The following is a 26,529-nucleotide window of genomic DNA, read 5'->3' as shown; positions in this document are numbered from 1 at the left end:
CCCCGGACATGGCAGAATTCGGGGCCATGCGTGCGGTCGTTCAGCGGGTCAGCTCCGCGTCGGTTGTGGTGGAGGGCCGGGTCGTCGGCGCCATCGACGAGCCCGGCCTGCTCGTGCTCGTGGGCGTCACCCACACCGACGGCCGGGCCGAGGCGGCCAGGCTCGCCGCCAAGCTGTGGGGGCTGCGGATCCTGCACGGCGAAAAGTCCTGCTCCGACATCGGCGCGCCGCTGTTGGTGATCAGCCAGTTCACGTTGTACGGCGACGCCCGCAGGGGCCGCAGGCCCACCTGGCAGGCCGCCGCGCCCGGCCCGGTGGCCGAGCCCCTGGTCGAGGCCGTGGTGGCCGAGCTGCGGGCGCTCGGCGCGCGGGTGGAGACGGGCGTCTTCGGCGCCGACATGAAGGTCACCCTCACCAACGACGGCCCGATCACCCTCGTCGTGGACGTCTGACCGCCGGTCCCGCGCGCCCGCCTGGCATCATGATCGGATGCAACAGGCGTGGGGCACGTGGGGACACGTCGTCGTCGCGGCCGTCTGCGCCGTTCCCGCGGCCGTTCTCGCCGTCCTGCTCCTCACCCGTCACCGCGTCCGCCGGGGCCATCCCGCTCCCCGCCGTACGGCCGTCGCGGACGTGGTCATGGTGGCCGGAACCCTCCCCTGGATCTGGATGATCCTCACGCCGGGGACCGAGTCGGGGGTGCACGTCGTTCCCCTGGTGGACCTGGCGGGTCAGCTCGCGGTGTTGTCACCCGGAGCGGCCGTCGTGCAGATCGGCGGCAACCTCCTGGTCTTCTCCGCGCTCGGCGCCATGCTTCCGGTCCGCTCCGCGCGCTTCGCCTCGCTCGCGGCGGTGGCCGCCGTCGCGGCCACCGCGTCGCTCGCCGTCGAACTCCTGCAGTTCGGCCTGCGGCTCGGCCGGGTGAGCTCCGTGGACGACGTGATCCTGAACGCGGCGGGCGCCGTGCTCGCCGCGCTCTGCGCCCGGCGGTGGTGGGCCCGCCGCTGAACGGAGGGCTATCGGATGCGCCGGCGGAGGGCGGGGTCGATCTTCACGTTCCGTCCGGCGTCCGGCGGCACCACGACCTCCTGGCTCGCGGCGACGCCGCCGGCCAGCAGGTCGATGTCCACCGGGACCGTCCGCTTCACGACCGCGAGGGCGATCGGGCCCAGCTCGTGGTGGCGCGCCGACGACCCCACGAAGCCGATCTGGCCGGGCTCGGCGGAGCCCTCCACGGCGGCCTCCGGCTCGGCCTCGACCGGCGTGCCGACGCCGAGGGTCACCGGGGCGCCGTGCGGGGGCAGCTCGTCCACGCTGCCGTCGAGATGCAGGAAGACCAGGCGGCGGGGCGGATGGCCGAGATTGTGGACCCGGGCGACCGTCTCCTGCCCCCGGTAGCAGCCCTTGCTGAGATGGACGGCCGCCTCGATCCACCCGACCTCGTGGGGGATCGTCTTGTGGTCGGTCTCGAACCCGAGCCGGGGCACGTACGCGGCGATGCGCAGCGCCTCGTAGGCCCACAGGCCGGCGGGCCGCAGGCCCAGCTCGTCCGGGAGGCCGCCCAGCCGCTCGCGCGGCACGAGCACGTCGCCGCCCATCGCGACGGCGCCCTCCACGGGCACGCCGGTCGCGACGGGGCTCTCGGCCGACGCGGGCGGGGCGACCGAGACCACCGCGTAGTCCGCGGTGACGTCGGCGATCTCGACCCGCAGCATGAACCGCATCTTCTCCAGGAAGGCCACCAGCTCGGCCGAGGTGCCGGGCTCCACGTGGGCCCACACGGCCTCACCGTCGTCCACGAGCGTGAGATGGTGCTCCACTCGGCCCTGCGGGTCGAGCAGCAGCGTCTGGGTGGGCGTGCCCGGCTGGAGCGTGTCGAGCCTCTGCGAGCTGAGGTCGTTGAGCCAGCTCAGCCGGTCGGGCCCGCTGATCCGCACGACCTCGCGGTTGCTCCGGTCGACCAGCGCGCGCCCGCCGGCCAGCGCCCGCTGTTCCGCGAAGGGATCACCGTAGTGGGCCGCGACGGTCTCGTCCGGCGCCTGCGCGGCCACCGCGCCGTGTGTGTCAAGCAATGGGCTCCGCATGCGTCCAAGGCTATTCGGTCCCCCGCCGCCGTCGTGGCGACGCCCGCTCCCCTGTGGACAACCGTCAGAACGGCACGCGACGGAGGGCGACCAGCGCCACGTCGTCCTCCCGTGCGCCGAAGGTGGCGATCAGCCGGTCGCAGAAGCCCTCCAGATCGTCGCCCACGCCCTCGGCCTGCTGACGGGCGACCTCCAGGCTCTCGTCCAGCAGTTTGTCGCGGTCCTCGATCAGCCCGTCGGTGAACAGCAGAACGGTGGCGTCCTCGGGCAGCCGGACCCGGTCCACCCGATACCGCTCTTCGGCCACGCCGAGCAGCAGGTTGCCGAACCGGTGATAGGCCGCCCCCTTCCCGGCCAGCAGCGGCGGGATGTGCCCGGCGTTGACGATCTCGGTCTCCCCCGTCGCGGGGTCGATCAGCATCAGGCAGACGGTCGCCGTCATGCCGGGGTGGTAACGCCGCAGGACCGCGTTGAGCAGGGCCATCGACCGGGCCGGGTCGACGGCGTCGATCACCGACGCCCGCAGCGCGTTGCGGAGCTCCGCCATCACCGTAGCGGCGTGCAGTGAATGGCCCTGCACGTCGCCGAGCGCGACCAGCACCCGATCGCCGAGGGGCAGCACCTCGTAGAAGTCGCCGCCGACTTCCACACTGTCCACCGCGGGCCGGTAGCGCACGCTGATCAGCAGGCCGGGGGTCCGGGGGATCTCGGCGGGCAGCAGGCTGCGCTGCAACGTGAGCGAGATCGTGTGCTCCTCCGCGTACGCGCGGGCCGCGTCGACCGCCAGCGCCAGCGCCTGGCCGAGCTGCCGCAGCAGGCTCCGCTCCTCGCCATCGAGCGGCGAGCCCGTCTCCACCCCCAGGAACACCGGCGACCGGCCCGTCTTCGTACGGCACAGCACGCCCGACACGCGCGCGACCACGTCGCTGTCGGGGACGACGCGGGCCCACGTCTCGTTGTCGATCTCGAAGACCCGCACCCCGGCGGACTGGCCGATCGAGATGGTGCTCAGCCGCTCCAGGGTGTCGGGGTGGACCGGCCTGGGCGCCGCGGGCTCGCCCGGCCGGGCCGCGAACCTGCGCAGCCGCCCGCCGGGCTGGACCGCCATCACCCGTGAGTAACGCTCCAGCAGCCGGGAGCAGCCCTCGGCCGCCACCGCCAGCAGCCCTTCGAAGTCCTCCGCCTCGTTCATCGCCAGCGTGATCTCGGCCAGCTCGCTCAGCCGCTGCGCCATCCGCTCGGCCCGCTGCCGCGCCCGGTAGTACCGCAGGGTCGCCCGGACCGTGGCGGTGAACTCGTCGGGCTGGATGGGCTCCGACAGGTACGCGTCGGCTCCGCGCTCCAGCCCTTCGGCCCGGTCGGCCGGGGTGATGGCGTTCCCGGAGACCTGGATCACCGGGATCGAGGCGGTCCGCGGGCTCGCCTTGATCTTCTCGCACACCTCGATGCCGCTCAGGTCGGGCATCCGTACGTCGAGGACGACGAGGTCGGGCCTGAGCGCGTCGACGACGGCCAGCGCCTCCTCGCCGCCGCCGGCCTCGACGACCCGATGCCCGGCGCGGCGCAGCCAGCTCGCCAGGATGTACCGCTTGGTGGGGACGTCGTCGACGACCAGCACCGTCGCCGCGGCGTCAATCATGGGCCCCGCTCCCCCGCGTGTGCTCCTGCTGGCCGCGCACGGCCTCCCGGAGCGCCTCCAGCAGCTGGTCCCTGCGCAGTCCGTGCTTCGGCAGCACCGGGTAGTCCGCCACCGGATGCTCGGGCGCCACGGACACGACGACCGCGGGGATGGCCCGCAGGGTCTCGTCCTCGATCATCTCGTGCAGCAGCGCCGTACCGTCCAGGCGCGGCATGAGCAGGTCGACCAGGGCGACGTCCGGCGGGCTCTCGCGCATCATGCCGAGTGCCTCTACCCCGTCGGCCGCCTCGTCCACCGCGGCCGCGAACCCGAAGAGCATGCACCGCGCCAAGGCCCGGAACCCCTCGTCGTCGTCGGCCACGAGCACCCGGCCCACCTCCGGCGTGGTCATCCGGTGCGGCACGCGCAGCGTGGCCGTGGTGCCCTCGCCCACCCTGCTGTCCAGCTCCAGTGAGCCGCCGATCGCCTCCGCGAGCCTGCGGGCGTACGGCAGGCCGAGGCCGGTGCCCTTCGCTCTGAGCTGCAACGCCCCGGGCACCTGGAAGAACTCCTCGAAGACGCGCTCCAGGTGCTCGGCGGGAATGCCCACGCCGGTGTCGGTGACGGTGAAGACCGCCTCCGCCGTCGCGGGGTCCACGACGGCCGTAAGCCGCACCTCTCCATACTCGGTGAACTTCAGCGCGTTCGACACCAGGTTGCGCAGAATCGTGGTCAGCATGGTCTCGTCGACGAACAGCTCGCCGACCTCGTCCGACACGTCGACCGACAGCTCGACCCCCTCGGCCCGCCCGGCGGGGTGGAGCATCATGCGCAGCCGCTCGGCCAGGGCGACCACGTCCACCATCGACGGCTGGGGGTCCAGTCGTCCCGACTCGGCCTTGGCCAGGTCGAGCAGCTCGCCCACCAGCGCCAGCAGCGTCTCGGCCGAGCCGCCGATGAGGGTGATCTGGTGCTCCTGCTCCCCGGTGAGCGGTTCCGCGCCCGAACCGAGCAGCAGCCTCACCAGGCCGATGATCGAGGTCAGCGGCAGCCGCAGCTCGTGGCTCACGCTGGCCCAGAACCGCTGCCTGGCCTCGGCCGCCTGGCGGAGCTGGGACGACTTCTCGTCGAGCTCGGCGTACAACGCCACGACGCCGCGGTTGGTCTCCTCCAGCTCGGCCGACAGCTGGTTGTACAGCGCCAGCACGCCCTGGTTGGTCTCATTCAGCTCCGCGTTGAGCCGCAGGACCTCCTCCAGGGTGCCGGCCAGCTCCCTGTTCTGCTCGCGCAGCACGTCCATCGCCGTGCCGGTCGGCGACCGGCGGGCCAGCTCCTCGCGGATGCCGTCGAGCGATCGGGTCCTCTGCCCGGCCATGCCCTGCCCGGCGTGCTCGGGCACCCGCTTCACCAGCGTGACGCACCGGTCCTCGGTGGAGAGCGCGACCTGGTCGACCATGCGGCCGGCCAGCTTCAGGCCCTCGCCCGGCCGCACGTCGACGTCGTCGTGGTAGTTCACCGTGATGACCAGGCGATCCTCGCTCAGGTCGAAGACGACGTCGCTCTGCGCGCCGTACGCCAGCGCCTCGCGGCCGATCTCGCTGAGCGCGGTCGCCACCCGGATCTGGTCCTGTGATTCCAGTCCCACGAGCTCGGCGATCTGGCGGCCCAGCTGCCGTACGGCGAAGACGTCCTGCTCCCTGCGAATCTCCGCGCGGGTGAGAACCTCGCCCATCACAGCCCCTGTTTCACGGTGACGACGCAGGCGTCGTCCCTGCGGCTGCCCGCGTCGCGCAGCAGGGTCGCGCCCACCACGGCCGGGGAATGGGCGAACAGCCCGGGGAAGGAGGCCGGATCCCAGCGGTCGGTGAGACCGTCGGTGTGCAGCACCACCGTGGCGTGCGGCGGCAGCGCGTACTCGTACTGCCGGGGCTGCCTGCCCTTGTGCCCGGCGATGCCGGGCAGCGAGAGCATCCCCTGGCGCCCTTCCGCGTGGGCGATCCAGCCCGAGACGTTGCCCAGCCCGGCGAACGTGACGTCCTCACGGCGGACCCGCACCACCGCGACCGCACCACCCCGGGTGTGGCCCAGCCCCCGGTGCAGGCGTTCGAGCGCGGCGGCCGGAGCGGCGTGCGGATCCTCCATGAAGATCCGCACGGCCTCGCGGGAGGCGTGCGCGGCGGCGCCGCCGTGGCCGAGCCCGTCGCAGACGAGCACGCTGATCGCGTCGCCCGCGTCGGCGAAGGCGAAGGCGTCGCCGCACACGCTCTCCTCGCCGATCGGACGGCGCAGCCCGCTCACCCGCAGCGGCGGGCCGTTCAGGCCGTCCCGGGTGAAGTGCAGGACCAGCACGGTCCCCTTGCCGGGCATGGAGTGGACGTCCCAGCCCGTGGCCATGCGCGCGATCGCCCCGAGGCCGATGCCGAGCGTGCCCGAGGTGGAGTAACCGTCCCGGAGTGCGCGGGCGAGGTCGGTGATCCCCGGGCCCTTGTCGACCGCCACGAGTTCGACCGCACCCGGCCGCTCCAGGTGAGGGCGGACCAGAACGGCGCCCTCCACCGCGTGCTTGACCAGGTTCGAGACCGCCTCGGTCACCGCCACGGCGACCTGGCCGGTGCGGTTCTGGTCGAATCCGGCGGCGGTGGCCAGCGCGACGGCCGCCCTGCGCACCGCGCCGATCACACTCGGATCGTCGGTGCGGATCCAGATGTCTTCGTGCCGGTGTGTCATCGCCCGCGTCACCGGGCCCACTTGGTCACCGTCACGCGGGTGCCCTGGCCGGGAGCGGAGACGAGGTCGAACTCGTCGACGAGCCGCCGCGATCCGCTCAGCCCGAGCCCCAGACCCCCGGCGGTGCTCCAGCCCTCGGTCAGCGCCTGGTCGACGTCCGGGATGCCCGGTCCCTCGTCGCTGAAGACGAGCCGTAGCCCGGACCGCCGCCCGCCTTGCAGGACCTCGATGAGCACTCGGCCGCCTCCGGCGTGCACGAGGGCGTTCCTGGCCAGCTCGCTGGCGGCGGTCACGACCTTCGTCTGGTCGACCAGGGAGAGCCCTATCTCGGCCGCGAGGCTTCTGACCTGCTGACGTACGAGCACGACGTCGCCGTTGGTGGTGATGGGCAGCTCCCGGGGCCCGCTCACCCGGCGGCGCCCCTGACGTGTTCCAGCATGGCCACGCCCTTTTCCAGGTTGAGCGCCGTGCGCACGCCGCCCAGCGACAGGCCGAGCTCGACGAGTGTGATCGCGACCGCGGGACGCATGCCGACCACCACGGTCTCGGCGTCGAGCATGCGGGTCATCGCGGCGATCGTGGACAGCATCCGGCCGATGAACGAGTCGACGATCTCCACGGCCGTGATGTCGATGATGACCCCTCGCGCCCCCGAGGAGACCACCATGTCCGCCAGGTCCTCCTGCAGGGCCAGCACGCTCTGGTCGTCCAGGTCGATCTGGATCGAGACGATCAGGATGTCGCCGAGCTTGAGAATCGGCACACGTTCCATCAGGCGCGCTCCGCCCTGACCGCGACCCGCGTCCGCGCGGCACCCATGATCTCCACGCCGCTCCGCTTCAGCGCGTACGACAACGCGTCGGCCAGCGAGGCCTTGGTGACGATGTCGCCGAACTCGATGCCCAGCGTGACGATCGTGTGCGCGATCTGCGGGCGGATGCCGGAGATCACGCACTCCGCGCCCATCAGGCGGGCCGCGACGACGGTCTTGAGCAGGTGCTGGGCGACCTGCGTGTCGACGGCCGGCACGCCGGTGATGTCGATGACCGCGTGCTCCGAGCCCGTTTCGACCAGAGTCTGCAGCAGCTTCTCCATGACGACCTGGGTGCGGGCCGAGTCGAGCGTGCCGACGAGCGGCACGGCGACGATGCCCTCCCACAGCTTCACCACCGGCGTCGACAGTTCGAGCAGCTGCTCGGCCTGGTCCAGCATGATCTTCTCGCGGGCGGTGGAGTAGGTCTCGAAGGTGTACAGACCGAGGTCGTCGACGAGCCGGGAGAACCACACGAAGCCGCGCAGCGCCTCCGGGCCTCCGTCGTCCTCGACCACCTCGTACAACGCCTCCTTGAGCGAGAACACCAGCCGCGCGGTGTCGGAGGGCGTGTACCCCTGACGGACGCGGGCGCGGGAGAGCTCGGCGAGCAGCCCGCGCACGTCGGCGAAGTCGCCTTCCTCGCCACGGAGCGCCGTGCGCAACGCCTGGTAGAGGTCACGGAGTTCGTCTGGGGACGCTCCGGACAACTGCGTCCACCGTTGGAGCAACCGCTCCTCGCTGGACAAGAAGAGATCCACTATGCGCCGCCTGGCGGCCTCCGCGGGAACGGTCACGCTCATCTCCTGACGAATCGGCGTGGTGCGCCACTCGTCACGCTACCCGTAGGCAACCCTCCCAAAGCGGGCTGTGATTATCAAAGTCGGCATTTCCGACAATTGCCGAAAACGGTGAGATGCCGGACGTCGGTAGCGAAACCGAGCTCGGTGTCGAGGGTGGAGACGAGGCCGTCCACCATGCCCGGAGGGACCTCGGTCACCTCTCCGCAGCCCCGGCAGACGAGGTGGACGTGGTCGGCCTCGGAGGCGAGGTGATAAGTGGGGGCGCCGTGCCCGAGATGCGTGTGCGTGACCAGCCCGAGCTCCTCCAGCAGCTCCAGGGTCCGGTAGACGGTCGAGATGTTGACGCCCCTCGCCGTCCGCTGCACGCGCGAACAGATGTCCTCGGGGGTGGCGTGCCCGAGTTCGGTGACCGCTTCCAGCACGAGCTGACGCTGGGGGGTGATCCGGTAGCCGCGCGCCCGCAGCTCCTCGTGCCAAGTCTCGGCCATGCCCCAGAGTTTAGGTCGTACCCGGCGGAACGTGCCCTACATCGGAGCGCTCCCCTGCCGCGCCCGGTGCATCTCCCCGGCTGTCGCAGGAGGAGAGGAAAGTTCGCCGGATTAATCGTTTGCCCGCGCCCGCGCCGCTCGCATAGCGTGAAGGCACGCAGAAGGGAGGTGGTCCAAACAATGGTTGATCATTCTTGGGCTAGCGAGGTGGCTGTCCGCTAGGACTCGTCCATCTGGACCTTCCGTCTGGATGTCGTACGACGTCCCGGCGAATCCTCGACAGTCACCGGAACCCCGGGCAGCCGGCGGCCGCGGACTTCCGTCCCCGGCCATGGTCCAGCCGGCCCGCCTCGTCAGGAGGCGGAGCGCGCCCGGGGTTCTTTCTTTTCCTTGCTCGTCGAAGTCCTACTCTTCGAAGTCGCCGACCCGCTTGAGCTCCGCCGAGGCGTGCGACTGCAGCGGGTGCCCCATCGCCGACATGTCGTAGGCGTACATGAGATTGCCGTTCACCAGGCCGTAGAGCCGGTGTCCCGCGTTGTACTCCTTGGCCGTCGTGGTCCGCGCCACCACGTCCGTACGCAGCTCGATCTTGTGGAAGACGACCTCTCCCACGTAGATCTCCACGATGCCGGTCGGGTGCGCGAGGCACACCTCGATCTGGCGCTCGGGCTGGATCCGCCAGAACCCCGTCTCGGTGGACAGGGGCCGGACCTTGGCGCCCTCCGCGTCGAGCAGCCACGTGCGGCTCTGATAGGTCAGGAACGGCTTCCCGTTGTGCCCGAAGACGATCTCCTGGCCGAAGTTGGCGCTCTCCATGGTGGGATAGCCGATCACCCCGGCCCCCTCCCAGCGGCCCAGGAGGAAGGCGATCGGCTCGAGGTCGGGATGTACGTCCATGGAGACGAGCTTAGAGCCGTGCGCATGGACCCTCGCACCATGCGCGGCATGTACGGATTGCCCAACTTGTACGGCAGGCGGCAGCGCGGCGCCGACCCCGGCGGACTAGGCTTTCGGCTATGGCACGATCACTGGTGATCAAGGTGACGGCCGGCGCGGACGCCCCGGAGCGCTGCAACCAGGCGTTCACGGTCGCGGCGGCCGCGTTGGCGAGCGGAGTCCCGGTCTCGCTGTGGCTGACCGGCGAGTCCTCGTGGTTCGCGCTGCCGGGACGGGCCAAGGAGTTCACCCTGGCCGAGGCCGCCCCGCTGGAGGACATGCTCGACGCCGTGCTCGCGGCCGGCAGGGTCACGCTGTGCACCCAGTGCGCCGCCCGCAGGGGCATCACCGTGGACGACGTGATCGACGGCGTCCGCATCGCCGGGGCCTCCACGTTCGTCGAGGAGGCCCTGGGCGAGGGTGTGCAGGCGCTGATCTACTGACCGGCCGCGGTCACCGGCCGGTCAGCTCGGCAGCACCGCGCGCAGGCGTTCGTCGCGCAGCGCCTGATACCAGCTGTCGTCGATCGTCGGCAGCGGTCCGGTGACCCAGCTCAGCAGCAGGTCGGCCAGCGCGGGGTTGCGGGCCAGCGCCGGGCCGTGCAGGTAGGTGCCGATGACGCGGCCCGCGTAGCAGCCCTCCGTGCCGTCGCCGTTGCCGGTGCCGACGATCGTCCGCGACAGCGGGCGCACGCCGGGGCCGAGCCTCGTCACGCCCATGTGGTTCTCGAACCCCGTCAGCGTGGGCAGCCCCAGCGCGGGGTCGACCTCCGCGGCGAGCTCGCCGACGGCGCGCCGCTCCCCGCGCCCCGAGCTGATGTCCAGCAGCCCGAGGCCGGGCACCGGCTGGCCCTCCTCGCCGCCGAACACCGTGCCCATGATCTGGTAACCGGCGCAGACCGCCAGCAGGGCCGCACCACGCTGGATCGCGGCGTGCAGGCCGCCGTCGCGGCGCAGCCGTTCGGCCCCGAGGATCTGCGGCCGGTCCTCGCCGCCGCCGATCAGGTAGATGTCGCCCTGCTGCGGCACGGGGTCGGACGAGCGCACGTGGACGGTCCTGGTCCGGATGCCCCGGGCTTGGGCCCGCTGCTCCAGCACCAGGACGTTGCCCTGGTCCCCGTACGTGCTGAGCAGGTCGGGATAGATCCAGACGATGGACAATTCAGACTGCACGGCCGAACTCCGCTCGGATCTGCTGGAACGCGGTGTAGTTGGCGATCACGTCGATCTTGCCGGGCGCCAGCGTCGCCACCGCCCGCTCGAACGAGTCGCAGAGCTGGAAGGGGACCCCGGCCACGGCCAGCCGCAGCGCGAGGTCGAGGCGGCGCTCGCCGGTGACGAGGACGGGCCTGCCGCGCAGGATGCGGTAGTCGACGTCCCACAGCCAGGAGGTGTCGCGGCCGTCCGGCCCCTGGGCGTTGACCGACAGGATGATCGGCAGCGCCGGGTCGGCGACGTCGAACGCCTCCAGCCAGCCGGCCGGGTTCTTGGCCAGCAGCAGCCGCAGCGACCGGCCGTCCCGCTCGACGGTCGTGTAACGCCCGGCGACCGAGGTGACCGCACGCAGCCTGGGCAGCGCCCGGGCGGGATCGAGGCCGAGCGTCTCGGCGACCGCCAGCGCGACGGCGGCGTTGGCCCGGTTGGCCTGGCCGGGGAGCTGAATGTCCAGGCGCCAGTGCTGGCCGCGCGGGTCGGTCACGTACTCCCCGTCGAGCACCCAGCTCGGCTCGGGCCGGCGGAAGGTGCACTCGCGGCACGCCCAGCGCGAGTCGGCGAACTGGGCCGGGGTGAGGCCCTGACCGCCGTTGCCGAACCCGGCGCGGTCGAGCGGCCCGCCGCACTCGGGGCAGCACCAGGAGTCCTCACGCCAGCGCTGCCCCGCGGCCACCCACGTGACCTGAGCGGCCGTGGAGGCGCCCCAGGTCACCAGCGGGTCGTCGCAGTTGGCGATCACGTGGGTGGGCCTGCCGGCGAGCGCGCGGCGCCACTTCTGGGCCAGCAGCCAGATCTCCGCGGCCCGGTCCATCTGGTCGCGGCTGAGGTTCATGAGGCAGACGATGCCGGCCTCTGTGGTGTCGAGGACCTCGGGGAGGTACTTCTCGTCGACCTCCAGCACGCCGTACGGCGCGTCCTTGTTGGAGGCGAGCGCCGACACGTGCCCGGCGGGCATGTTGGCCCCGAAGGCGTTCGTCGCCACGTCGCCGAGCTCCTGCAGCGCCGAGGTGATCAGACGCGTCGTCGTGGTCTTGCCGTTCGTGGCGCTGACCAGGACGAGCTTGCGGTCGGCCGCGAGCTTGCGCAGCAGGTCGGGCTCCAGCATGAGGCCGACCCTTCCGCCGATCACCGAGCCGTCGCCACGCCCGGTGGCCCTGGACAGCGTCGCGGCCGTGCGGCCCAGGGCGCTGGCGAGCTGCGCCCGCAACGGTAGCTGACTCATGCCGCGATACTAATGGCCCTCCCGAGGATCACGATCCGAAGGACAGCTCGGCGGGGGTGTCGCCGTCGAACGGCAGGACGAAACGGCGCGGCCAGGACAGCACGGTCTCCAGCCAGCCCGCGCTCATCGTCTGGGCCACGTACTTGACCCGCTCGCGCGGCTCGACCCCGATGGCGACCGTCGTCACGTCCCGCTGGATGCCCTCGTGCTCGTCGTCGCCCAGGATGACCCGCCAGGCCAGCGCGCGGTTGCGGTCCACCTCCATCGACAGCGGGTGGTGACGCAGCGCCTTGGCGCGGTGGCCGAGCAGCTCGGTGCGCACGCCGACCGCGACCCCGCCCTCGGCCGGCTCGGCCCCGTTGACCCCCTGGTGGGGGTACGGCCGGCCGGCGGGGTCGGTGCCGAACAGCGGATACTCCATCGCCGGGGCGGGACTGCGCAGGTTGGGCGCGGGATGGCCGAACGGGAACAACCGGTCCACCTCGTGCAGCCAGCGGACCTGCGGGATGACCCAGGCGGCGCCCGGCCGGTCGCCCGCCCGCATCGGCGGGTCGCCCTCCGCGCCGTCCGCCTGGCCGGCCGCCAGCAGTCCGGCGGCGACCTCGGCGGCCTTTTCGGTGAGCAGCGCGGGGTCGAACCACGTGCGCAGCGACCAGGCGCGGCGCGAGACCGACCGCTCGACCAGCGTGGCCAGCAGGCACTCGCGCCGCTTGGCCGGCAGCTCCGCCCAGATGTCGGCGAGCACGCGCGGCACGCCGGGCAGCGACCGGTTCGTCACGAACGCCAGGACGACCGTGTCGGTCCAGATCCGCAGCCACGCCCACTCCGGGGCCACCGCGAGCAGGTCGGCCTCGCGCAGCTCGACCAGTGTGCAGGCCTTCCCCGTACGGCACTCGCGCCCGCAGGCGGCCGAACGGCGCCCGCAGATCGGCGGCACCGGGCCGAGCGTCTCGCGCTCGCGGTCCTCGCCCAGCGGCACCTGGACGCGCAGCGGGCGGTCCATGCCGTCGGCGAACACCGCGGCGAAGCCCGGCTGGAGCGACACCACCTGGCGCGACTGGTCCTCGCTGAGGTTCATCGCCGCGCCGACGAGCGCCCGGTCGTCCTCGGCCGGAAGCCGGTGCACCACCTTCAGCGCCGTGTTCTTGACGACGTCGGAGACGAGCTTGGTCGGGATCTGCTCGGCCACGATGATGCCCTCGCCGTACGCCCTGATCTCGGCGAGCATCCCGGCCAGCAGCTCGACCGCGTGGGTGGAGGCCCGCTGGGAGCCCCGGTCGCGCAGCAGCCGGTGGGCCTCCTCGATGACGATGACGTGCCGCAGCCCGCCCGCGCCGTCCTCGCCCCGCGGTTCGGAGCGGGCGCGCATCCGCAGGTGCTCGACGATGCGGATGATCAGCGTGCCCATGAGGAACGCCTTGTCCTCGTCGTTGGCCACGTCCTCGATGGCGAGCACGACGTTGCGCTGGAGCAGGCCGCCGATGTCGGCGGGGTGGCCGCCCTCGAAGAACCGGCCCGCGCTGCCCACCCGCAGGCTGCGCAGGCGCAGGCTGATGAAGCCCTCGACGTCGGCCTGGACCTCGTTGCCGTACCCGATCTCCTGGATGACCTCCAGCGCGTGCTGCTGGAGCTGCTCCAGGGTCGGCACGGCCGGCTGCACGGCCGCTCCCGGGATGCCGCCGCCGGTGACCACGTCCCAGCCGTTGGCCTCGTAGACGCGCTGCAGCGCCAGCGACATGATCTGCGGGAACGGCTCCTCGGCGTCGAAGGCCGCCATGAACAGCGCCCTGACCATGTCGATGTGGGCCTGCACCGGATAGCCGGGCTCGGGCGCGAGCGGATTGACGCTGATCGGCACGTTGTCGGGCGCCGAGGGGTTGATGACGGTCAGCGGCGCGAGGTGCTCGACCCGGCCGGCCATCGCGGCGTACTCCGACTTGGCCGGCTCGATGGCCAGCCACGGGATGCCCGCCTTGGTGAGCTGCTCCAGCAGGTGACGTACGGTCTGCGACTTGCCCGAGCCGGTGGCGCCGGTGACGAAGGCGTGGCGGTTCAGCGTGGCGAGCGGCACGCGGAACGTTCCGACGGCACGGTCCTGCCCGTCGACGATCGCGCCGAGGTCGACGGTCTCCGCCGAGCCCTCGACCTCGGCCTCGCTGGTCACGTCGAAGAAGCCCGCGTCGAGCACCCGGACGCCCGGCACCTCGCGGCGCGGCAGCCCGGCGAGCGCGGCGAGCGCCCCGGCCGTCGCCGCGAACGGCGCCGCCGCGCCGTCGGCCGAATCCTGGAGGTCGACGGTCAGCGCCTCGCCGAAGCCGTAGACCGACTCACAGGTGCCGTCGCCGGTCAGGGCGGGCAGCGACATCGCGCTGCGCAGCCGGTAGGGGTGGTGGCTCATCTCCACCGAGCCGACCAGCACCGGCGCGATCTGGCGCAGCTCGTCGGGGCCTGCCGCGCCGGCGAGCACCCGGACGTTCCACAGCCCGGCCTCGCGGAAGGCGTCCAGCTCCTGCATCCTGCGCTCGGCCCGCTCGGCGTCGAACCGCGACCGCTCCGAGGCGTCGCCGTACTGGCGCAGCACGTTGAGCTGGGTGCGCAGATGGGCCACCTCGGCGTCGAGCAGGTCGGTCGGCTCGGCGACCACCACCCACGCGAACGGCCGGGACATGAGCGTGACCAGCGTCGACTCGAACAACGTGGGCCGCTTGGTCTCGTCGGGCTCCGGCTCGCGCCTGCCGTAGAGCGGCGGCGCCTGACGGCCGGGACACGGCGTCCAGACGAGGTCGGCGAGATCGGCCAGCCACTCGTCGCCGATCTCCACGCCGCGCGCGCCGCCGGGGAACAGCAGCGGCTGCGGACCGGTGACGGGCGGTTCGGGCGCCGTCGCCGCGCGCCGCGGCGGCTTGGGCGGTGTGAGCGGCCCCGCGTTGGTGATGAGCTCCAGCGGCGCACCCGACCCCCGCGACAGCCAGCCGATGACGAACGGCCGGTTGCGCTGCGCGGCGGACAGGACCGCGGGGAGCACGGTGACGAAGTCCCACTCCGCCGACGAACTACGCGACGGCGCCGTGATGGCCTGGATCCGGTACCACGGCCCGCTCAGGGGGAACGCGTGCATGAGACCCCTCGATTGACGACGAACAGGGGAGAGACTCCATCAACGATCACCTGTGCACAGCCGTGTTGACGATGCCCTTACCAGCAACGGACGGTGTCATGGCCGCATGTGACGTTTGGGCGGCGGTCATGACCGCTTGCGCCAGTCGAGGCGGGGTGGCGGGGGGCCCAGGTTCGGGGGCACGTCGGGCAGCGTGGGCTCCTCCGGCTCCGGCTCCGGCTCGGGCTCCGCGGGCGCCAGGGCCGCCCGCCGGATCTCCTCGAACTCCCCCAGCGTCGTCTTGGGAAAGGTGAGTATCGCCGGGTTCGCGTCCGCGAGGCGCACCTGGCGTCCTTCGGCCGTCGAGTAGGTGATGATCACGGAGGTCGTGGGGAGCTGCTGGAGCTGGTGCGGCTCGACCAGGAACTCCCGTGACCGCTGCAGCACCCCGTCCGCGACCGTGGGCGCGCGCCGCCCCCACTCGGTCGACTCGGTGATGTCCTCCCGCAGGTCGCCCTCGCCCTTCTCCTCCCCCTCCGTACGGCTCTCGCCGACCGTGGAGGTGTAGAAGCCGCTCGGGCCGTTGACCGCGGAGCTGAACGTCTCGGTGAGCTGGGCGAGCTCCAGGCGGTGCTCGGTGCCGACGTGCTCGCTCGCCACGCGGGCGTCCTCGGCGTTGCCCAGGCGCATGAACGCGACCGCCGCGTGTCCCCGGCCGAGCCGCTCCCGTACGGTCGGGGTGAGGCTGCGGTAGGTCAGCACGAGCCCGGTGCGCGAGGTCTCACAGGCGTCCATCAGCCGGTCGAGCACGTCGCCGCGCAGCTTGTCCGCGCCCGCGACGATGATCGTGTGATACCAGGGCCGCTCGCTGGCCGGCGACTGACGCAGGATGTGCGTCAGCGCGGTCGCGACGTACGTCCCGAGCACCCTGTTGCCGAAGACCCCCGCCTGCCGGTCCATGCTGACCACCCGCAGCCGCGCGGGCGGCAGCCGTACGGCCTCCGAGCCCAGCGTCTCCAGCTTGCGCAGCTGGGATTCCAGCGCCCAGGCCCGCTCGATGACCACCCGGTCGGCGACGCCGCGACCGAACAACGTGCCGATGCGTTCGAGCTGCGACGCCGTGAGCAGGCCGCACTTCATGTCGTCGCGCGGGTCGCCCACCTGGGCGAGGGCCCGCAGGGCGGCGGTGACCTGGCTGATCGTGGCGTTCTCGCCCAGGACCTCCAGCACGCGCTCCAGGATCGCGTTGTCGAAGCCGATGTCCCTGCTGGTCTCCTCGCTGACGCTCACCACGTGGGCGAGCACGTCGGCGAACGCCTCGGGCTTGAGCGTCGAGCCCAGGTCGAGCCGGGGCAGGTCCACCGGGAGCACCCAGACGAGCGGGTCGTCCCCGCCCCGGCGCGCCAGCTCGATGAGGTCCTTGGCGATCGCGCCCTCCGAAAGGTCGAGCACGGTCAGGTGCCCGCCGCTGTAGAGGCGCGTCGCGCCGATCAGCGTCACCAGCGCCGACCAGCCGGTCAGCGTGCCCCCGGCCACGTCCACGCGGTCGATCTCGTCGGGCACCGCCACGGCGTACCAGTTGATCTGCTGGTCGAAGCGGCTCTTCTTCTCGGCCCAGTCGCGGTATTTCGCGGCGTGCTCCTCCTGCGCCGTGACGATCTCCCGCTGGCGGCGCTCCTGCTCGCGCAGCGCCTTGCGGCGGCGCTCGTCGAGCCGCTCGTTGACCGTACGGTCTCCCTGCCGGATGGCGTAGGCGCAGATGGCGGCCACGCCGCCCGCGGCGACCAGGCCGAGCATCACGAACGACCAGGTGAGCAGCCCGGTCACGCCGAGGATCAGGATCCCCGCGGCCACCACGGCCATGAACGTACGAAAGATCTTGACCGGGCGGTTGAGCAGGTCCTTCTGCAGCCGCTCCCGGTGGACCCACTCGGTGTCCACCGGAGGCTCGGTGACGTCCTCCCTGGCCGGTCGCTTCGGCGGCGGCCCGGGATCCGGGTACAGCAGCGCATACTGCCAGCCCAGGTAGATCCGGTCCGCCTGCAACTGGGCATGCTCGGGGTGCGGGTCGCCCACGGGCCCTCCATGTCCGCCTCGGTCACAGCGTAGGAGCTGGAAGCCCTGTCAGGGCGGGCTTCTCGCCATTCGGACGCATTTCCGCCCGGGGGACCGAACCAATGCGACCAATGGGGCAAGTGTGGTCGTACTACGATCGACTGCCATGACGTCATCCCCCAATGGCGCCCGCCGACGACGCCCGGTCCTCGTCCCGGTCGCCTCCGCGCTGGCCGTCGTGGGCATCGGCGTCACCGCCGCCTTCGGCGGCTTCGCGGAGGCCCCGGAGAAGCCCCCGGCCACGGTCTCGCCCGGTGACGTGATCGATCAGGGGCGGTTCCACACCCAGTTCATCAAGGCGATCGACACCACCGAGAAGGGCGACTTCGGCACCACGAAGCGCTACCTGGAGCTCGTCCTCAAGGTCACCAACATGGGCAAGGAGACCGCCTCGGTCGGCGTCATGCCGGAGCCCGGCAAGGGCTTCACCCAGAGCACGAGCTTCGCCAGCTCCCTGCTGCGGACGCGCCCCGAGATCAAGACCAAGTACGGCCCAACGGTCTCCGTGCTCAGTCTCGGCGTCGAGAGCCACCAGTTGCATCCCGGCATCACCACGACGGTCGTGGTGAAGTACGAACTCGAGCCCACCGCTACCGCGCCTCCCGAGATCAGCCTCGACGTGGGCTCGTTCGCGTACGAGGGACTCGGACTGCTGAACCAGGGTCATGACTGGATGCTCGCGGGCGCGTACAAGGACGACGACGGTCCCTTCGAGCCCGAGGTGGCCACGCGGATCACCCTTCCCGTACGGAAGGAGAGCGCCTGATGGCGGTCACTCAGGCGGAGCGCCGCACCCCCCGTCGTGCCGCGGCCCGCAAGCCACCCCGGCGCGGACTGATGCGGCGCGTCGGCGCGGGGCTGGCGGGAATCGCGCTCGCGGCTGCCGCGGTCTACGCCCAGCAGAACTTCTCGATGTCCTTCGAGCAGCGCGTCTCGTACCTGACCTACAAGGGCCGGGCCGGCGAGACCGTGGAGACCAAGCGCTTCGCGGTGAAAGTCCTGTCCGTGAAGGCCGCCCGGGCCGTGGACACCACGGACTACTCCAACAAAGTGACCGAAGTGGCCACGAGCAACCTGTTCCTGCTGGTCGACGTCTCGGCCACGAGCACGCGCGAGCCCTTCAGGCTGAGCAAACTCGGGCCCCCCGTCCTCCTGACGGCGGACGGCCGGCGCTACCAGCCGACGGACAAGGTCAACGAGACGCTGACGCTGTTCAACAGGTACATCCAGCCGGGGTTCTGGTCCAGTGGGCTACTCGTCTTCGAGGTGCCGAAAGACGCCGTGGCGGGCGCGAACCTCGTCTTCATCCCTCCCGTCAGCCCGCTGGTCAGCGACAACTACGCGCCCGAGGCGCAGATCGACCTGGGGCTGTCCGGCGGCGCCGCCGACCGGCTGATCTCACAGGCGGAGGACCACCACTCACTCGTGAGCGCGAGCCGATGACCGATACGCCCATGGACGGAACCCCGCCGAGGAACGGCGCCCCTCGGAGGAGGGCGCGTGACTGGTTCGCCCCCCCGGCCGAGCAGCCCTCCGACATGACGGACATCACCTACAGCGGGCCGCTTCCCCCGCCCCCGCCGACGGCGCCACCCGCGATACCCATCCCCGGCACGCTGAAGCCGCCGACGGACCTGCGCGTGTGGCCGCCTCTGGAGCCCGAAGGGGAGGACAGGTCCACCCAGCCCTTCCCGGCGCTGCGGACGAACCGGCAGCCGCCTCCCGCGGCGCTCGCACCCACTCCCCCGCCTGCGGAGGCGCCCCCGGAGGCACCCCCCGAGTCGCCCCCGGAGCCGCCCGCTGCGGAGGCGCCCCCGGCGCCGGCGAGGCGGCGTACGGGCCTGCTGGTGGGCGGAACCGTGCTGTCCATCGTGCTCGCGGTCGGCGCCCCCACGCTGTTCGGCTACCAGGCCTACAAGTACGGCCGCCCCGCTGACATCGTCCATGTCGTGCAACCCGGCCAGGCGGGAGTATGGCAGCACGTGTCGTGGCGGGTCACCGTCGACAAGATCAAGGACCCCACCGGCAAGCCGGAGCGGTCGGACCGCCAGTGGCTGAAGGTCGTGGCGACCAGGACCGCGCTCGACGCGGAAGGCGCCGTTCGTCACGGAGCGCCGGCCGAGGTCAAGTTCACCGACCGGGCCGGGCGCACCTGGCAGATGGAGAAGGTGAACGACGAGACGCCACCCGACGTCAAGGACAACAAGGTCGGCACGCCGTACCGCCTGGAGTTCATGGGGGTGGTCCCGCCCTCCGTGGCCGACGAGGTCGAGGTCGCCCTGCGGCCGAGCAGCTACCGGGACGTGCCCGAGCAGTCGGCCGAAGATTTCGTGAAGGCGGCGTTCACGTCGACGGAGAGAGACGATCGGGTTCTCCGGTTCCGCCGGTGAGCCTGCTGCGGGTCGCGGCGAGGTCGAACGTGGCGGCGATCAGGCACATCGTCACCAGGGTCACGATCAGGTCCGCCACGTAGACGACCGGCACACCGGTCGCGAACCACAGGTACGGCTCCTCGCTCGCCGTGAGATAGCGACCCGCCCTGAGGAGAAAGTCGCCGCCGATGTGCAGGCCGACGTAACAGAGGGCGAACAGCCCGAACAGCGGGGCGCCCCCACGCACCGTCAGGCGCAGGGAGTTGAGCAGCGGGATCCAGCGGCCGGTCCAGCCGGCGCTCAGCTTGACGAGGGCGAGACGCGTCCAGTTGTGGGTGCGCTCCAGGTGGACCGCCGCCTGCTCCAGGCGGGTTCCCCTGATCGTGGTCCGGGTGTCCTCCGCGTAGGCGCCGTAGACGAGGATGCCGACGGTCAGCCACGCGAGCGGAATGGCGAGGGCGTCGATGACGTACGGCCAGACGCCGGCCAGCCACTCCGAGACCGGCTTCCACCCCGGGATGCTCTCCTCGGCCTTGGCCGCGAAGTCGTGCCAGGCGGCTACAGCCGACCGCTGCCCGATCCAGTCGGAGCGCGCCCCCACGGCGGCGGCGACCGCGTTGATCCCGTAGAACGCGAACGCGAGCTCCCCGAACGTGGCCAGCATGCCGGAGAAGCGGCCCTCCTTCGCCTCGTGGCGGCGGCCGAAGTACCACTTCAGCACGTAGGCGACCGCCATCGCCGCCAGGGAGACCTTCGGGTCGAGGTTGACCAGCCCGCGCGCGACCCCGCTGTCGTCGCCGCTGAACGCGTCGACCACGTACCGGTCCGGCTGCCGCATCATGTCGATGCCCGAGAACTCGCGAGCGTCCTCGGCGACGAACCCCCAGGTCGTGTAGATGCCGGCGAAGACGAGCGCGGTGCGGTTGAGGGCGTTGAGCAGGCTCTCCTTGGCCTCGCCGCCCGCGCGCCGGGCCTGCGTCTCCAGCAGCGCCTCGCGGATGACGTACAGCATGCCGACGGTCGTCGCGAGCGACGTCATCACGACCAGCGTGAAGAGGAACATCACCACCACGAGGCGGGCCTGGTACCACGAGCCGTGCGAGATGGTGGCGGCCAGCAGGAGCAGCGCCCACCGCACGAGCCGTCCGGCCGAGAACCAGAGGATCAGCGGGAGGGCGCACTTCGCGAGGATCCGCAGGGCGTTCAGCGGCAGCGCGTACGGCGACAGCGCCCAGGAGGCCCGGCGCGGCGCGGCATCCTGGCGAGGGGCGGCAAGTGCGGACGTTCCGGACACCTGCCGCATGCTATCGGCTCCCACCCCTCCCTACGGTGCGATGAGCTCGACTGTGGGGAAGTAGGTCCGATACCGGGCGGTATCTCGGGTGAGCAGCCGGTATTTCCGCACGGCAGCGTGCGCGCCGATGAAGAAGTCGGGCAGCGGCGACCTTTTCCCGCCTCCGCGCCTGCGATAGGCGAGAAAGGCCTTGCCCGCCAGGAAAGCCGCCTCGAAGGGAACGTCCTCACGTTCGTAGTCCTCGGGCGGCAACGCCTCGTCAAGACTCTCGATGCTCTCGTAGCCGACCGACACCTCGGAGTACACGACCGGATTGACGATCAGCCGTCCTTCGTCCAGCACCCGCGACAGGGCCTCGGCGGACCAGGCACCCCATTTGGGATCATCGGTGGCGACGTCCAGCAGAACGCAGGAATCCACGAGAGTGACCTGCTCGCGGACGACACGCAGGGTGTTACTCGTCACGCAGCAGTCCCATGATCTCGTCGGTGGTCATGGACGTCGTGGCACTGCCCCGGAGTCGCTGCGCGGCCCGCTGCCCCCGCGTGCTGCTGCTCTCCCGGCGCACGATCCGCAAGGTGTTGCCCACTTCGATCACGTCGACCTCGTCGCCGGGGTGCAGGCCGTACTTCTCGCGGATCTCGGCGGGAATGGTTACCTGTCCCTTGCTGTTCAGTCGCATCGCGCTCGTCCCCGTCACGTATTACATGTAGCACGTAATACTAACTCTCCACAGGAAAACGCAGAAGGCCGGTGCGTTCGCGGGAACGCACCGGCCTTCTGTGAAGCGGTGGATCAGACGGCGACCGAGAGCTGGGCGACCTCGCCGAGCTTGGCCTCGACGGGGACGTCCTTGGTGACGCCGCCGCCGGCGATGATGCGGACGGTCCACTGACCGGGAGCCGCGAAGAAGCGGAAGATGCCCTCGTCGGAGACGACGACCTCGCCGGTGAACTCGCCGCTGTGGTCCAGCAGGCGAGCGTACGCCGTGCCGGCGCCGGACACGACGCCCTGGATCACGGCCTGGTTGGACAGGTCGATGCCGGCCGGCAGCGCGACGGTCTGCTCAGGAGCAGCGCAACCCTGGGTGGTCATCAGCGGGCCTCCCCCAACTCGATCGGCACGCCCACGAGCGAGCCGTACTCGGTCCACGAACCGTCGTAGTTCTTGACGTTGGGCTGGTCGAGCAGCTCGTGCAGCACGAACCAGGTGTGCGCGGAGCGCTCGCCGATGCGGCAGTAGGCGATGGTGTCCTTGGCGAGGTCCACGCCGGCGCCGGAGTAGAGCTCGCGGAGCTCGTCGTCGGAGCGGAAGGTGCCGTCGTCGTTGGCCGCCTTCGACCACGGGATGTTGCGGGCGGTGGGCACGTGGCCACCGCGCTGCGCCTGCTCCTGCGGCAGGTGGGCCGGGGCGAGCAGCTTGCCGGTGAACTCGTCGGGCGAGCGCACGTCGACCAGGTTCTGCTTGCCGATCGCGGCGACGACGTCGTCGCGGAAGGCGCGGATGTCGTTGTTCGGCTCCTGGGCCACGTACTGGGTGGCCGGGCGCTCCACGACGTCCTCGACCAGCTCGCGGGACTCCAGCTCCCACTTCTTCCGCCCGCCGTCGAGCAGCTTGACGTTCGCGTGGCCGTAGACCTTGAAGTACCAGTAGGCGTAGGAGGCGAACCAGTTGTTGTTGCCGCCGTACAGGACGACGGTGTCGTCGTTGGCGATGCCCTTGGCGGACAGCAGGGCCTCGAAACCGGCCTTGTCGACGAAGTCGCGGCGGACCGGGTCCTGCAGGTCCGTCCTCCAGTCGATCTTCACGGCACCGCGGATGTGACCCTTGTCGTAGGCGCTGGTGTCCTCGTCGACCTCGACGAGCACGACACCCGGCGTGTCGAGGTTGGCCTCGACCCAGTCGGCGTCCACCAGAACGGCGGAGCGGCTCATTGGATTCTCCCAGGTTGTAGACGGCGAATGAGCAGGTACGTTTCGCAGCCCAGGCAGAAGCCGAACGCTGCGTTGAGGAAGGCGGCCAGCAGTGCCGCTGCTGTCGCACCCAAGGCCAGTGCGGTGATCCCCACCGCGAATCCGATCAGTCCCACCATCGCGAACCCCAGTCCGACGGCCTGCGCGAACCGCGGCGGCGCCGCGTCCTCCGTCTCGGCCGGCGGCCCCAGCCTCGGACGTACGAACCGGCGGAAGACCAGCCCGTACGGCGACGCGTCAGCGGCGCCGAGCGCGAAGACGAGCGCCTGCGCGGCGAGGAGCCAGGGATTCTGCGTGACCAGTACGGCCGCGAGGACCAGGCTGGTCACGGCCGCGCCGAAACGCGGGCCACGAGGGTCGATCTGCATCGTGGGGATGCTCCTGAAGGATTCTTGGAACGCGGCACGAAGCCGCAGGAATCACCCTCAGGCCATGCGACAGAGCGAGGTCGCGACGCGGCAGAAGTCCACCGCGCGCCGCTTCGTGAGCAGCTCTGTCGTGGGAGTCATGGTCATGACAGTACCTTCCGTCTCGGCATCTGTCACACCTTGTCCGATGGATGAGACGGCCCATGAGACGCGCCGTCCACGGCCGCGCCGAGGGCCGCGATCACGTCGGCCTTGCGCGGCTGGCCCGCCGCCCTCTTCACGACGTTGCCCGATTCGTCCAGGACGAGCACGGTGGGGGTGCGCAGCACCTCGAAGCGCCTGACCAGGTCGAGGCGCGACTCCGCGTCGATCTCCACGTGCCGGACGCCGGGCACCAGGGCGGCCACCTCGCCCAGGATCCGGCGGGTGGCCCGGCACGGCTGGCAGAACGCGGTCGAGAACTGCACCAGCGTGGCGCGCTCGCCGAGGTCGGCGCCGAGATCCGCGCTCGTCACCGGGGCGTGTTCCACGGCCCGCATCCTCCCGTCACGCCGTCTCAGGACCAGTCCGACGACCACGCCCAGGACGAGCGTGGCCACGAGGGTCGAGACACCTGCCATCACGGTGTGCAACCGTACGCCCGGTAAGGCTGATTCCCGTACCAGATCACGGGAAGGTCACAGCGTGGCGGTCACCAGGACGCGGCCGCCCGAGTCGGCGAGCTCGATCCGGTCGATCTGGCCCGGCCGCAACGCCGTCGAGCCTTCGAGGACCATCTTCTGCCCGCGGTATTCCCCCGCTCCCACGGTCCAGCTGCCGAGGGCCGAGACCGTGCCGTCCTTCGCGACCGCGCGCAAGGTGCAGACCGTGCCCGCGGGAACTCCCGCGACCCTGGCGACGACCTGCGTCCCGCCGTCCTGCGGGACGAGCCGTACGGCGATGCGCGCGTCGCCGCTGCGCCCGCGCGCCTCGGGCGGCGCCGTGACGGTGGCCTCCGCGGGCGGCGCCGTGACGGTGGCCTCCGCGGGCGGGTCCTCCACCTTCTTCGCCACGGCGCCCGGCGACCGCTCGGGTCCCGGCGACGACGCGGCCGGCTCCCGCAGGTCGAAAAGCCGCTGCTCCGGCACGTCCTGCTGCGCCGCGGGCGCCTGGCCGGCGGCCGCCGAGTCGGCGGCCCCGTCCACGGCGCTCTGCGTGGCCGGCGCCGCGGCGACCGACGCGGCGTCGTCCGAGACGTCCTGCGCCGCCGACAGCCACGCCGTGCCGCCCACCGCCGCGACGACGACGGACGCGGCGAGCGCCAGCAGCACGCGGGACGGGCGCTTGCGGCCGGCGGGCGGGAACGACGCCGCCGCGACCTCGGGAACGCTCTCCGGAACACTCTTCGAGACACCCGAGACGACACCCGCGACGACACCCGCGACGACGCCGTCGAGCACGGCGCGCGGCGGCGCGGCGGCGCGCTCGATGTCCTCGGCCGACACACGGGCCAGCAGCGGCGGCAGGCCGGACAGCTCGGCCAGCTCCGCCCGGCACGCCGCGCAGGTCTCCAGGTGGGCCTCGACCTCGGCGGTCTCCTCGGCGTCGAGCGCCCCCAGCACGTACACGCCGAGTGAGATCCGCACCTCCTCGCAGGTCATGGCGCCAGCCCCCGTTCCTCCAGGGCGAGTTTCAGCGCCCGGAGGGCGTAGTAGGTCCGCGACTTCACCGTGCCCGGCGGGATGCCGAGGATCTCCGACGCCTCCTTCACCGATCTCCCCCGGTAGTACGTCTCCAGGAGCACCTCGCGGTGCTCCGCCCTGAGCGAGGCCAGTGCCTCGGCCACCCCCCACGACTCGACGGCCCGTTCGAGCTCGTCGTCGGCGGGCAGCACGGCGAGCGCCTCGTCCCCCGTCTCCTGCGGCCTGGACTTGCGGGCCCGGTGCTGGTCGACGACGAGGTTGCGGGCGACGGTGAACAGCCACGCGCGAACCGGGCGTCCCTGGAGCCCGGAGGGATGCCGCCAGGCCCGAAGCAACGTCTCCTGCACCACGTCCTCCGCCCTGCCCGGATCACCGGTCAACCGCAGCACGTAGCCGTACAGCGGCCCTCCGTGATCCTCCCAAAGTGCGCGTATGAGCTCCTCGTCGGCGGTTCCGGCTGGACTCACATCCTCATCACGTACGCCGGGACCCGGCGGTTCAGCGGTGTGACGATCGTCACGCGGGCCCTCAGCGGAGGGGGACATCGGACGCGGTGCCCTGCACCGCGAGCCCTTCGCTCGTGGACTTCACCCGGGTGATCCTGAGGTTGAGCGGCAGGTCCTTCACCGGCACCGTGAACGAGATGAGCCGCTCGGGGTTCGGCACGGGGATACCGCCGGCGATCTTCACGTTGGTGGGCGTGAGCCGTATCGCGCCCTGCACGACCTGGATCTTCAGGTCGGCGGTGACCGGCACTTGGTTGCCGAGCACGCTCACGTTGCCCGAGACGCGGAGCGCGTCGTCGCCGGTGCCCTCGACCTTGATGCCGCGGGGGGCGCGGGCCGACAGGGTCTCCCGGGAGATCACCACGGTCCCCGTCACGCGCTCGGCCCGGATCTCGGTGGTGGCGGCGTTCTGGATCAGATCGGAGAGCGGGGCGGTGACGCCGTACAAGGTGGCGTCGATGCGCTCGAGCCGGATGCCCTCCCGCTCCACCTCGCCGATGCCGATGGCGATCTCCTCGTACCGGCCCGAGAGGGCCTGGGTGAGGAACGGTATGCCCTTCACCTGCACCGACGGCGTCTGTGCCAGGTCGTACTTCGCTTCGACCTGCCGGGCGATCTCACGCTGCACCCCGACCACGGCGACCCGGTCGAGCACGACGAGCAGGATGGCCAGCAGGGTCACGGCCACGACCAACTTGCGCATCCGACTCCTCCGAAGGCGCCTTTGTGATCAGAGTAGTGCCTCATCCCCCGGCGAAGGGGGGTAAAACCTCGACCACGGCACCCTCGGGCAGGTCGATCGCCGCCGGATCGCGCGTACCCGCCGGAGCGCCGTCGACGAGGAAGGAGCACCGGCGCAGCACGCGCTCGACGGCCGGGTCGCGTGAGACCTGCGCGAGCAGGTCCCCCAGTGTCTCGGCGTCGAACGCCTCCTCAGGCACGCCCACGGCATCCTTCGCCGCCGCCCAGTAGCGGATCGTTCCCCTGGCCATGACGCGCCGCTCCCCTCGATTCCCGGCCACCCGCCGGTAGCTCTCCGTCACCGTCACGTTACGGCCGTAAAGCACGTGACGTGTTGTTCACACGGGTGACGCTCATTGGACGCAAACTTCGTGTGGGCTACCCTACGAATTATGGACTCGGGCGATGTGGCCCCCGGGTCCTTACGTGTTTGTACGGCTGTCGCGGTTTCCAGTGCTGCAAACGGCGCCGAGCCGAC

General features: G+C 71.4%; 31 protein-coding genes. 6 read left to right on the top strand and 25 right to left on the bottom strand.

The window, feature by feature from the left end; translation table 11 throughout:
* Nucleotides 1-26: 26 nt before the first annotated feature.
* Both dtd and AB0J39_RS03775 read left to right on the top strand, forming a co-directional pair.
* Nucleotides 27-452, top strand: a complete 426-nt coding sequence (dtd, locus tag AB0J39_RS03780; RefSeq protein ID WP_363461478.1) for a D-aminoacyl-tRNA deacylase — start codon at nt 27-29, stop codon at nt 450-452.
* Between the two features lie 37 nt (nt 453-489).
* Nucleotides 490-1,008, top strand: a complete 519-nt coding sequence (locus tag AB0J39_RS03775; protein WP_363461476.1) for a VanZ family protein — start codon at nt 490-492, stop codon at nt 1,006-1,008.
* Between the two features lie 8 nt (nt 1,009-1,016).
* Here the strand turns inward: AB0J39_RS03775 and AB0J39_RS03770 are convergent, their stop codons facing one another.
* The 9 genes from AB0J39_RS03770 to AB0J39_RS03730 all read right to left on the bottom strand — a co-directional run bounded on the left by AB0J39_RS03770 (nt 1,017) and on the right by AB0J39_RS03730 (nt 9,428).
* On the bottom strand, nt 1,017-2,084 hold the full coding sequence (locus tag AB0J39_RS03770) for a folate-binding protein (RefSeq protein WP_363461474.1): 1,068 nt from the start codon (nt 2,082-2,084) through the stop codon (nt 1,017-1,019).
* Between the two features lie 64 nt (nt 2,085-2,148).
* Nucleotides 2,149-3,723 carry a fused response regulator/phosphatase gene (locus tag AB0J39_RS03765; protein WP_363461472.1) on the bottom strand — a complete coding sequence of 525 codons (1,575 nt, stop codon included), beginning with the start codon at nt 3,721-3,723 and terminating at the stop codon, nt 2,149-2,151.
* Nucleotides 3,716-5,434 carry an ATP-binding protein gene (locus tag AB0J39_RS03760; protein WP_363461470.1) on the bottom strand — a complete coding sequence of 573 codons (1,719 nt, stop codon included), beginning with the start codon at nt 5,432-5,434 and terminating at the stop codon, nt 3,716-3,718. The genes AB0J39_RS03765 and AB0J39_RS03760 overlap by 8 nt, the downstream gene beginning before the upstream one ends.
* Nucleotides 5,434-6,429 (bottom strand): ATP-binding protein, encoded by a 996-nt coding sequence (locus AB0J39_RS03755; RefSeq protein WP_363461468.1) that lies wholly within the window; start codon nt 6,427-6,429, stop codon nt 5,434-5,436. The genes AB0J39_RS03760 and AB0J39_RS03755 overlap by 1 nt, the downstream gene beginning before the upstream one ends.
* A gap of 8 nt (nt 6,430-6,437) precedes the next feature.
* Nucleotides 6,438-6,839 (bottom strand): anti-sigma regulatory factor, encoded by a 402-nt coding sequence (locus tag AB0J39_RS03750; protein WP_363461466.1) that lies wholly within the window; start codon nt 6,837-6,839, stop codon nt 6,438-6,440.
* On the bottom strand, nt 6,836-7,201 hold the full coding sequence (locus AB0J39_RS03745; RefSeq protein WP_169987339.1) for an STAS domain-containing protein: 366 nt from the start codon (nt 7,199-7,201) through the stop codon (nt 6,836-6,838). The genes AB0J39_RS03750 and AB0J39_RS03745 overlap by 4 nt, the downstream gene beginning before the upstream one ends.
* Nucleotides 7,201-8,037 carry an STAS domain-containing protein gene (locus tag AB0J39_RS03740; RefSeq protein ID WP_363461463.1) on the bottom strand — a complete coding sequence of 279 codons (837 nt, stop codon included), beginning with the start codon at nt 8,035-8,037 and terminating at the stop codon, nt 7,201-7,203. Before AB0J39_RS03740 ends, AB0J39_RS03745 begins: the two co-directional genes overlap by 1 nt.
* Nucleotides 8,038-8,117: 80 nt before the next feature.
* Nucleotides 8,118-8,531 carry a Fur family transcriptional regulator gene (locus AB0J39_RS03735; protein WP_363461461.1) on the bottom strand — a complete coding sequence of 138 codons (414 nt, stop codon included), beginning with the start codon at nt 8,529-8,531 and terminating at the stop codon, nt 8,118-8,120.
* Between the two features lie 405 nt (nt 8,532-8,936).
* A complete protein-coding gene (locus tag AB0J39_RS03730; protein WP_346227433.1) occupies nt 8,937-9,428 on the bottom strand; it encodes an FABP family protein in 492 nt (163 codons plus the stop codon).
* 119 nt (nt 9,429-9,547) lie between these two features.
* On the opposite strand from AB0J39_RS03730, the gene AB0J39_RS03725 reads away from it, so the two are divergent.
* A complete protein-coding gene (locus tag AB0J39_RS03725; protein WP_169987347.1) occupies nt 9,548-9,910 on the top strand; it encodes a DsrE family protein in 363 nt (120 codons plus the stop codon).
* Between the two features lie 21 nt (nt 9,911-9,931).
* Here the strand turns inward: AB0J39_RS03725 and AB0J39_RS03720 are convergent, their stop codons facing one another.
* The 4 genes from AB0J39_RS03720 to AB0J39_RS03705 form a co-directional block, all read right to left on the bottom strand.
* Entirely contained in the window at nt 9,932-10,639 is a 708-nt protein-coding gene (locus AB0J39_RS03720) for a glutamine amidotransferase (RefSeq protein WP_363461458.1), read from the bottom strand.
* Nucleotides 10,629-11,903, bottom strand: a complete 1,275-nt coding sequence (locus AB0J39_RS03715; protein ID WP_363461456.1) for a MurT ligase domain-containing protein — start codon at nt 11,901-11,903, stop codon at nt 10,629-10,631. Before AB0J39_RS03715 ends, AB0J39_RS03720 begins: the two co-directional genes overlap by 11 nt.
* Nucleotides 11,904-11,931: 28 nt before the next feature.
* Complete coding sequence (locus AB0J39_RS03710; RefSeq protein WP_363461454.1) at nt 11,932-15,021, bottom strand: ATP-binding protein; 3,090 nt, start codon at nt 15,019-15,021, stop codon at nt 11,932-11,934.
* 126 nt (nt 15,022-15,147) lie between these two features.
* On the bottom strand, nt 15,148-17,076 hold the full coding sequence (locus tag AB0J39_RS03705) for a hypothetical protein (protein WP_363461452.1): 1,929 nt from the start codon (nt 17,074-17,076) through the stop codon (nt 15,148-15,150).
* A 145-nt stretch (nt 17,077-17,221) separates the two neighbouring features.
* On the opposite strand from AB0J39_RS03705, the gene AB0J39_RS03700 reads away from it, so the two are divergent.
* From AB0J39_RS03700 to AB0J39_RS03690, 3 genes are read left to right on the top strand one after another with little or no spacing between them, the layout of a single operon-like run.
* Nucleotides 17,222-17,881, top strand: a complete 660-nt coding sequence (locus AB0J39_RS03700; protein WP_363461450.1) for a hypothetical protein — start codon at nt 17,222-17,224, stop codon at nt 17,879-17,881.
* Entirely contained in the window at nt 17,881-18,558 is a 678-nt protein-coding gene (locus AB0J39_RS03695) for a DUF4352 domain-containing protein (protein WP_363461448.1), read from the top strand. Before AB0J39_RS03700 ends, AB0J39_RS03695 begins: the two co-directional genes overlap by 1 nt.
* A complete protein-coding gene (locus AB0J39_RS03690) occupies nt 18,555-19,505 on the top strand; it encodes a hypothetical protein (RefSeq protein ID WP_363461446.1) in 951 nt (316 codons plus the stop codon). Before AB0J39_RS03695 ends, AB0J39_RS03690 begins: the two co-directional genes overlap by 4 nt.
* Here the strand turns inward: AB0J39_RS03690 and AB0J39_RS03685 are convergent.
* The 12 genes from AB0J39_RS03685 to AB0J39_RS03630 all read right to left on the bottom strand — a co-directional run bounded on the left by AB0J39_RS03685 (nt 19,459) and on the right by AB0J39_RS03630 (nt 26,302).
* Nucleotides 19,459-20,781 (bottom strand): hypothetical protein, encoded by a 1,323-nt coding sequence (locus AB0J39_RS03685; protein ID WP_363461444.1) that lies wholly within the window; start codon nt 20,779-20,781, stop codon nt 19,459-19,461. The two genes, AB0J39_RS03690 and AB0J39_RS03685, sit on opposite strands and share 47 nt — an antisense overlap.
* A gap of 30 nt (nt 20,782-20,811) precedes the next feature.
* The gene (locus tag AB0J39_RS03680; RefSeq protein WP_363461442.1) at nt 20,812-21,246 is read right to left on the bottom strand and encodes a type II toxin-antitoxin system VapC family toxin; all 435 of its coding nucleotides are present in this window, start codon (nt 21,244-21,246) and stop codon (nt 20,812-20,814) included.
* Entirely contained in the window at nt 21,236-21,463 is a 228-nt protein-coding gene (locus AB0J39_RS03675) for an AbrB/MazE/SpoVT family DNA-binding domain-containing protein (RefSeq protein WP_169987366.1), read from the bottom strand. Before AB0J39_RS03675 ends, AB0J39_RS03680 begins: the two co-directional genes overlap by 11 nt.
* A 113-nt stretch (nt 21,464-21,576) precedes the next feature.
* The gene (locus AB0J39_RS03670) at nt 21,577-21,876 is read right to left on the bottom strand and encodes a DUF1416 domain-containing protein (protein WP_030510411.1); all 300 of its coding nucleotides are present in this window, start codon (nt 21,874-21,876) and stop codon (nt 21,577-21,579) included.
* Nucleotides 21,876-22,715: a sulfurtransferase gene (locus AB0J39_RS03665; protein ID WP_363461440.1), complete on the bottom strand. Its 840-nt coding sequence runs from the start codon at nt 22,713-22,715 to the stop codon at nt 21,876-21,878. The genes AB0J39_RS03670 and AB0J39_RS03665 overlap by 1 nt, the downstream gene beginning before the upstream one ends.
* Nucleotides 22,712-23,122 (bottom strand): DUF4395 domain-containing protein, encoded by a 411-nt coding sequence (locus tag AB0J39_RS03660; protein WP_363461438.1) that lies wholly within the window; start codon nt 23,120-23,122, stop codon nt 22,712-22,714. The genes AB0J39_RS03665 and AB0J39_RS03660 overlap by 4 nt, the downstream gene beginning before the upstream one ends.
* A 57-nt stretch (nt 23,123-23,179) precedes the next feature.
* Nucleotides 23,180-23,269, bottom strand: coding sequence for a putative leader peptide (locus AB0J39_RS03655; RefSeq protein WP_310742276.1), 90 nt, complete (start codon nt 23,267-23,269; stop codon nt 23,180-23,182).
* Between the two features lie 26 nt (nt 23,270-23,295).
* A complete protein-coding gene (locus AB0J39_RS03650; protein ID WP_363461509.1) occupies nt 23,296-23,661 on the bottom strand; it encodes a thioredoxin family protein in 366 nt (121 codons plus the stop codon).
* A gap of 138 nt (nt 23,662-23,799) precedes the next feature.
* Nucleotides 23,800-24,762, bottom strand: a complete 963-nt coding sequence (locus AB0J39_RS03645; RefSeq protein WP_363461436.1) for a zf-HC2 domain-containing protein — start codon at nt 24,760-24,762, stop codon at nt 23,800-23,802.
* Entirely contained in the window at nt 24,759-25,271 is a 513-nt protein-coding gene (locus AB0J39_RS03640; protein ID WP_256862628.1) for a sigma-70 family RNA polymerase sigma factor, read from the bottom strand. Before AB0J39_RS03640 ends, AB0J39_RS03645 begins: the two co-directional genes overlap by 4 nt.
* Before the next feature lie 61 nt (nt 25,272-25,332).
* The gene (locus AB0J39_RS03635) at nt 25,333-26,013 is read right to left on the bottom strand and encodes a DUF2993 domain-containing protein (protein WP_363461434.1); all 681 of its coding nucleotides are present in this window, start codon (nt 26,011-26,013) and stop codon (nt 25,333-25,335) included.
* A gap of 40 nt (nt 26,014-26,053) precedes the next feature.
* The gene (locus tag AB0J39_RS03630; RefSeq protein ID WP_363461507.1) at nt 26,054-26,302 is read right to left on the bottom strand and encodes a MoaD/ThiS family protein; all 249 of its coding nucleotides are present in this window, start codon (nt 26,300-26,302) and stop codon (nt 26,054-26,056) included.
* Between the last annotated feature and the right edge of the window lie 227 nt (nt 26,303-26,529).

The sequence above is a fragment of the Microbispora sp. NPDC049633 genome (assembly GCF_040675265.1).
GTDB classification, from domain to species: Bacteria; Actinomycetota; Actinomycetes; order Streptosporangiales; family Streptosporangiaceae; genus Microbispora; species Microbispora maris.
Note: the sequence above shows the minus strand (reverse complement) of the source record. Positions and strands in the feature narration are given on the sequence as shown.

Bases quoted from the DNA above. Each gene is read 5' to 3' on its own strand.
- dtd (WP_363461478.1), top strand. From the start codon at position 27: ATGCGTGCGGTCGTTCAGCGGGTCAGCTCCGCGTCGGTTGTGGTGGAG.
- AB0J39_RS03775 (WP_363461476.1), top strand. From the start codon at position 490: ATGCAACAGGCGTGGGGCACGTGGGGACACGTCGTCGTCGCGGCCGTC.
- AB0J39_RS03770 (WP_363461474.1), bottom strand. From the start codon at position 2,084: ATGCGGAGCCCATTGCTTGACACACACGGCGCGGTGGCCGCGCAGGCG.
- AB0J39_RS03765 (WP_363461472.1), bottom strand. From the start codon at position 3,723: ATGATTGACGCCGCGGCGACGGTGCTGGTCGTCGACGACGTCCCCACC.
- AB0J39_RS03760 (WP_363461470.1), bottom strand. From the start codon at position 5,434: ATGGGCGAGGTTCTCACCCGCGCGGAGATTCGCAGGGAGCAGGACGTC.
- AB0J39_RS03755 (WP_363461468.1), bottom strand. From the start codon at position 6,429: ATGACACACCGGCACGAAGACATCTGGATCCGCACCGACGATCCGAGT.
- AB0J39_RS03745 (WP_169987339.1), bottom strand. From the start codon at position 7,201: ATGGAACGTGTGCCGATTCTCAAGCTCGGCGACATCCTGATCGTCTCG.
- AB0J39_RS03735 (WP_363461461.1), bottom strand. From the start codon at position 8,531: ATGGCCGAGACTTGGCACGAGGAGCTGCGGGCGCGCGGCTACCGGATC.
- AB0J39_RS03730 (WP_346227433.1), bottom strand. From the start codon at position 9,428: ATGGACGTACATCCCGACCTCGAGCCGATCGCCTTCCTCCTGGGCCGC.
- AB0J39_RS03725 (WP_169987347.1), top strand. From the start codon at position 9,548: ATGGCACGATCACTGGTGATCAAGGTGACGGCCGGCGCGGACGCCCCG.
- AB0J39_RS03715 (WP_363461456.1), bottom strand. From the start codon at position 11,903: ATGAGTCAGCTACCGTTGCGGGCGCAGCTCGCCAGCGCCCTGGGCCGC.
- AB0J39_RS03710 (WP_363461454.1), bottom strand. From the start codon at position 15,021: ATGCACGCGTTCCCCCTGAGCGGGCCGTGGTACCGGATCCAGGCCATC.
- AB0J39_RS03700 (WP_363461450.1), top strand. From the start codon at position 17,222: ATGACGTCATCCCCCAATGGCGCCCGCCGACGACGCCCGGTCCTCGTC.
- AB0J39_RS03695 (WP_363461448.1), top strand. From the start codon at position 17,881: ATGGCGGTCACTCAGGCGGAGCGCCGCACCCCCCGTCGTGCCGCGGCC.
- AB0J39_RS03690 (WP_363461446.1), top strand. From the start codon at position 18,555: ATGACCGATACGCCCATGGACGGAACCCCGCCGAGGAACGGCGCCCCT.
- AB0J39_RS03675 (WP_169987366.1), bottom strand. From the start codon at position 21,463: ATGCGACTGAACAGCAAGGGACAGGTAACCATTCCCGCCGAGATCCGC.
- AB0J39_RS03670 (WP_030510411.1), bottom strand. From the start codon at position 21,876: ATGACCACCCAGGGTTGCGCTGCTCCTGAGCAGACCGTCGCGCTGCCG.
- AB0J39_RS03665 (WP_363461440.1), bottom strand. From the start codon at position 22,715: ATGAGCCGCTCCGCCGTTCTGGTGGACGCCGACTGGGTCGAGGCCAAC.
- AB0J39_RS03660 (WP_363461438.1), bottom strand. From the start codon at position 23,122: ATGCAGATCGACCCTCGTGGCCCGCGTTTCGGCGCGGCCGTGACCAGC.
- AB0J39_RS03655 (WP_310742276.1), bottom strand. From the start codon at position 23,269: ATGACCATGACTCCCACGACAGAGCTGCTCACGAAGCGGCGCGCGGTG.
- AB0J39_RS03650 (WP_363461509.1), bottom strand. From the start codon at position 23,661: ATGCGGGCCGTGGAACACGCCCCGGTGACGAGCGCGGATCTCGGCGCC.
- AB0J39_RS03645 (WP_363461436.1), bottom strand. From the start codon at position 24,762: ATGACCTGCGAGGAGGTGCGGATCTCACTCGGCGTGTACGTGCTGGGG.
- AB0J39_RS03635 (WP_363461434.1), bottom strand. From the start codon at position 26,013: ATGCGCAAGTTGGTCGTGGCCGTGACCCTGCTGGCCATCCTGCTCGTC.
- AB0J39_RS03630 (WP_363461507.1), bottom strand. From the start codon at position 26,302: ATGGCCAGGGGAACGATCCGCTACTGGGCGGCGGCGAAGGATGCCGTG.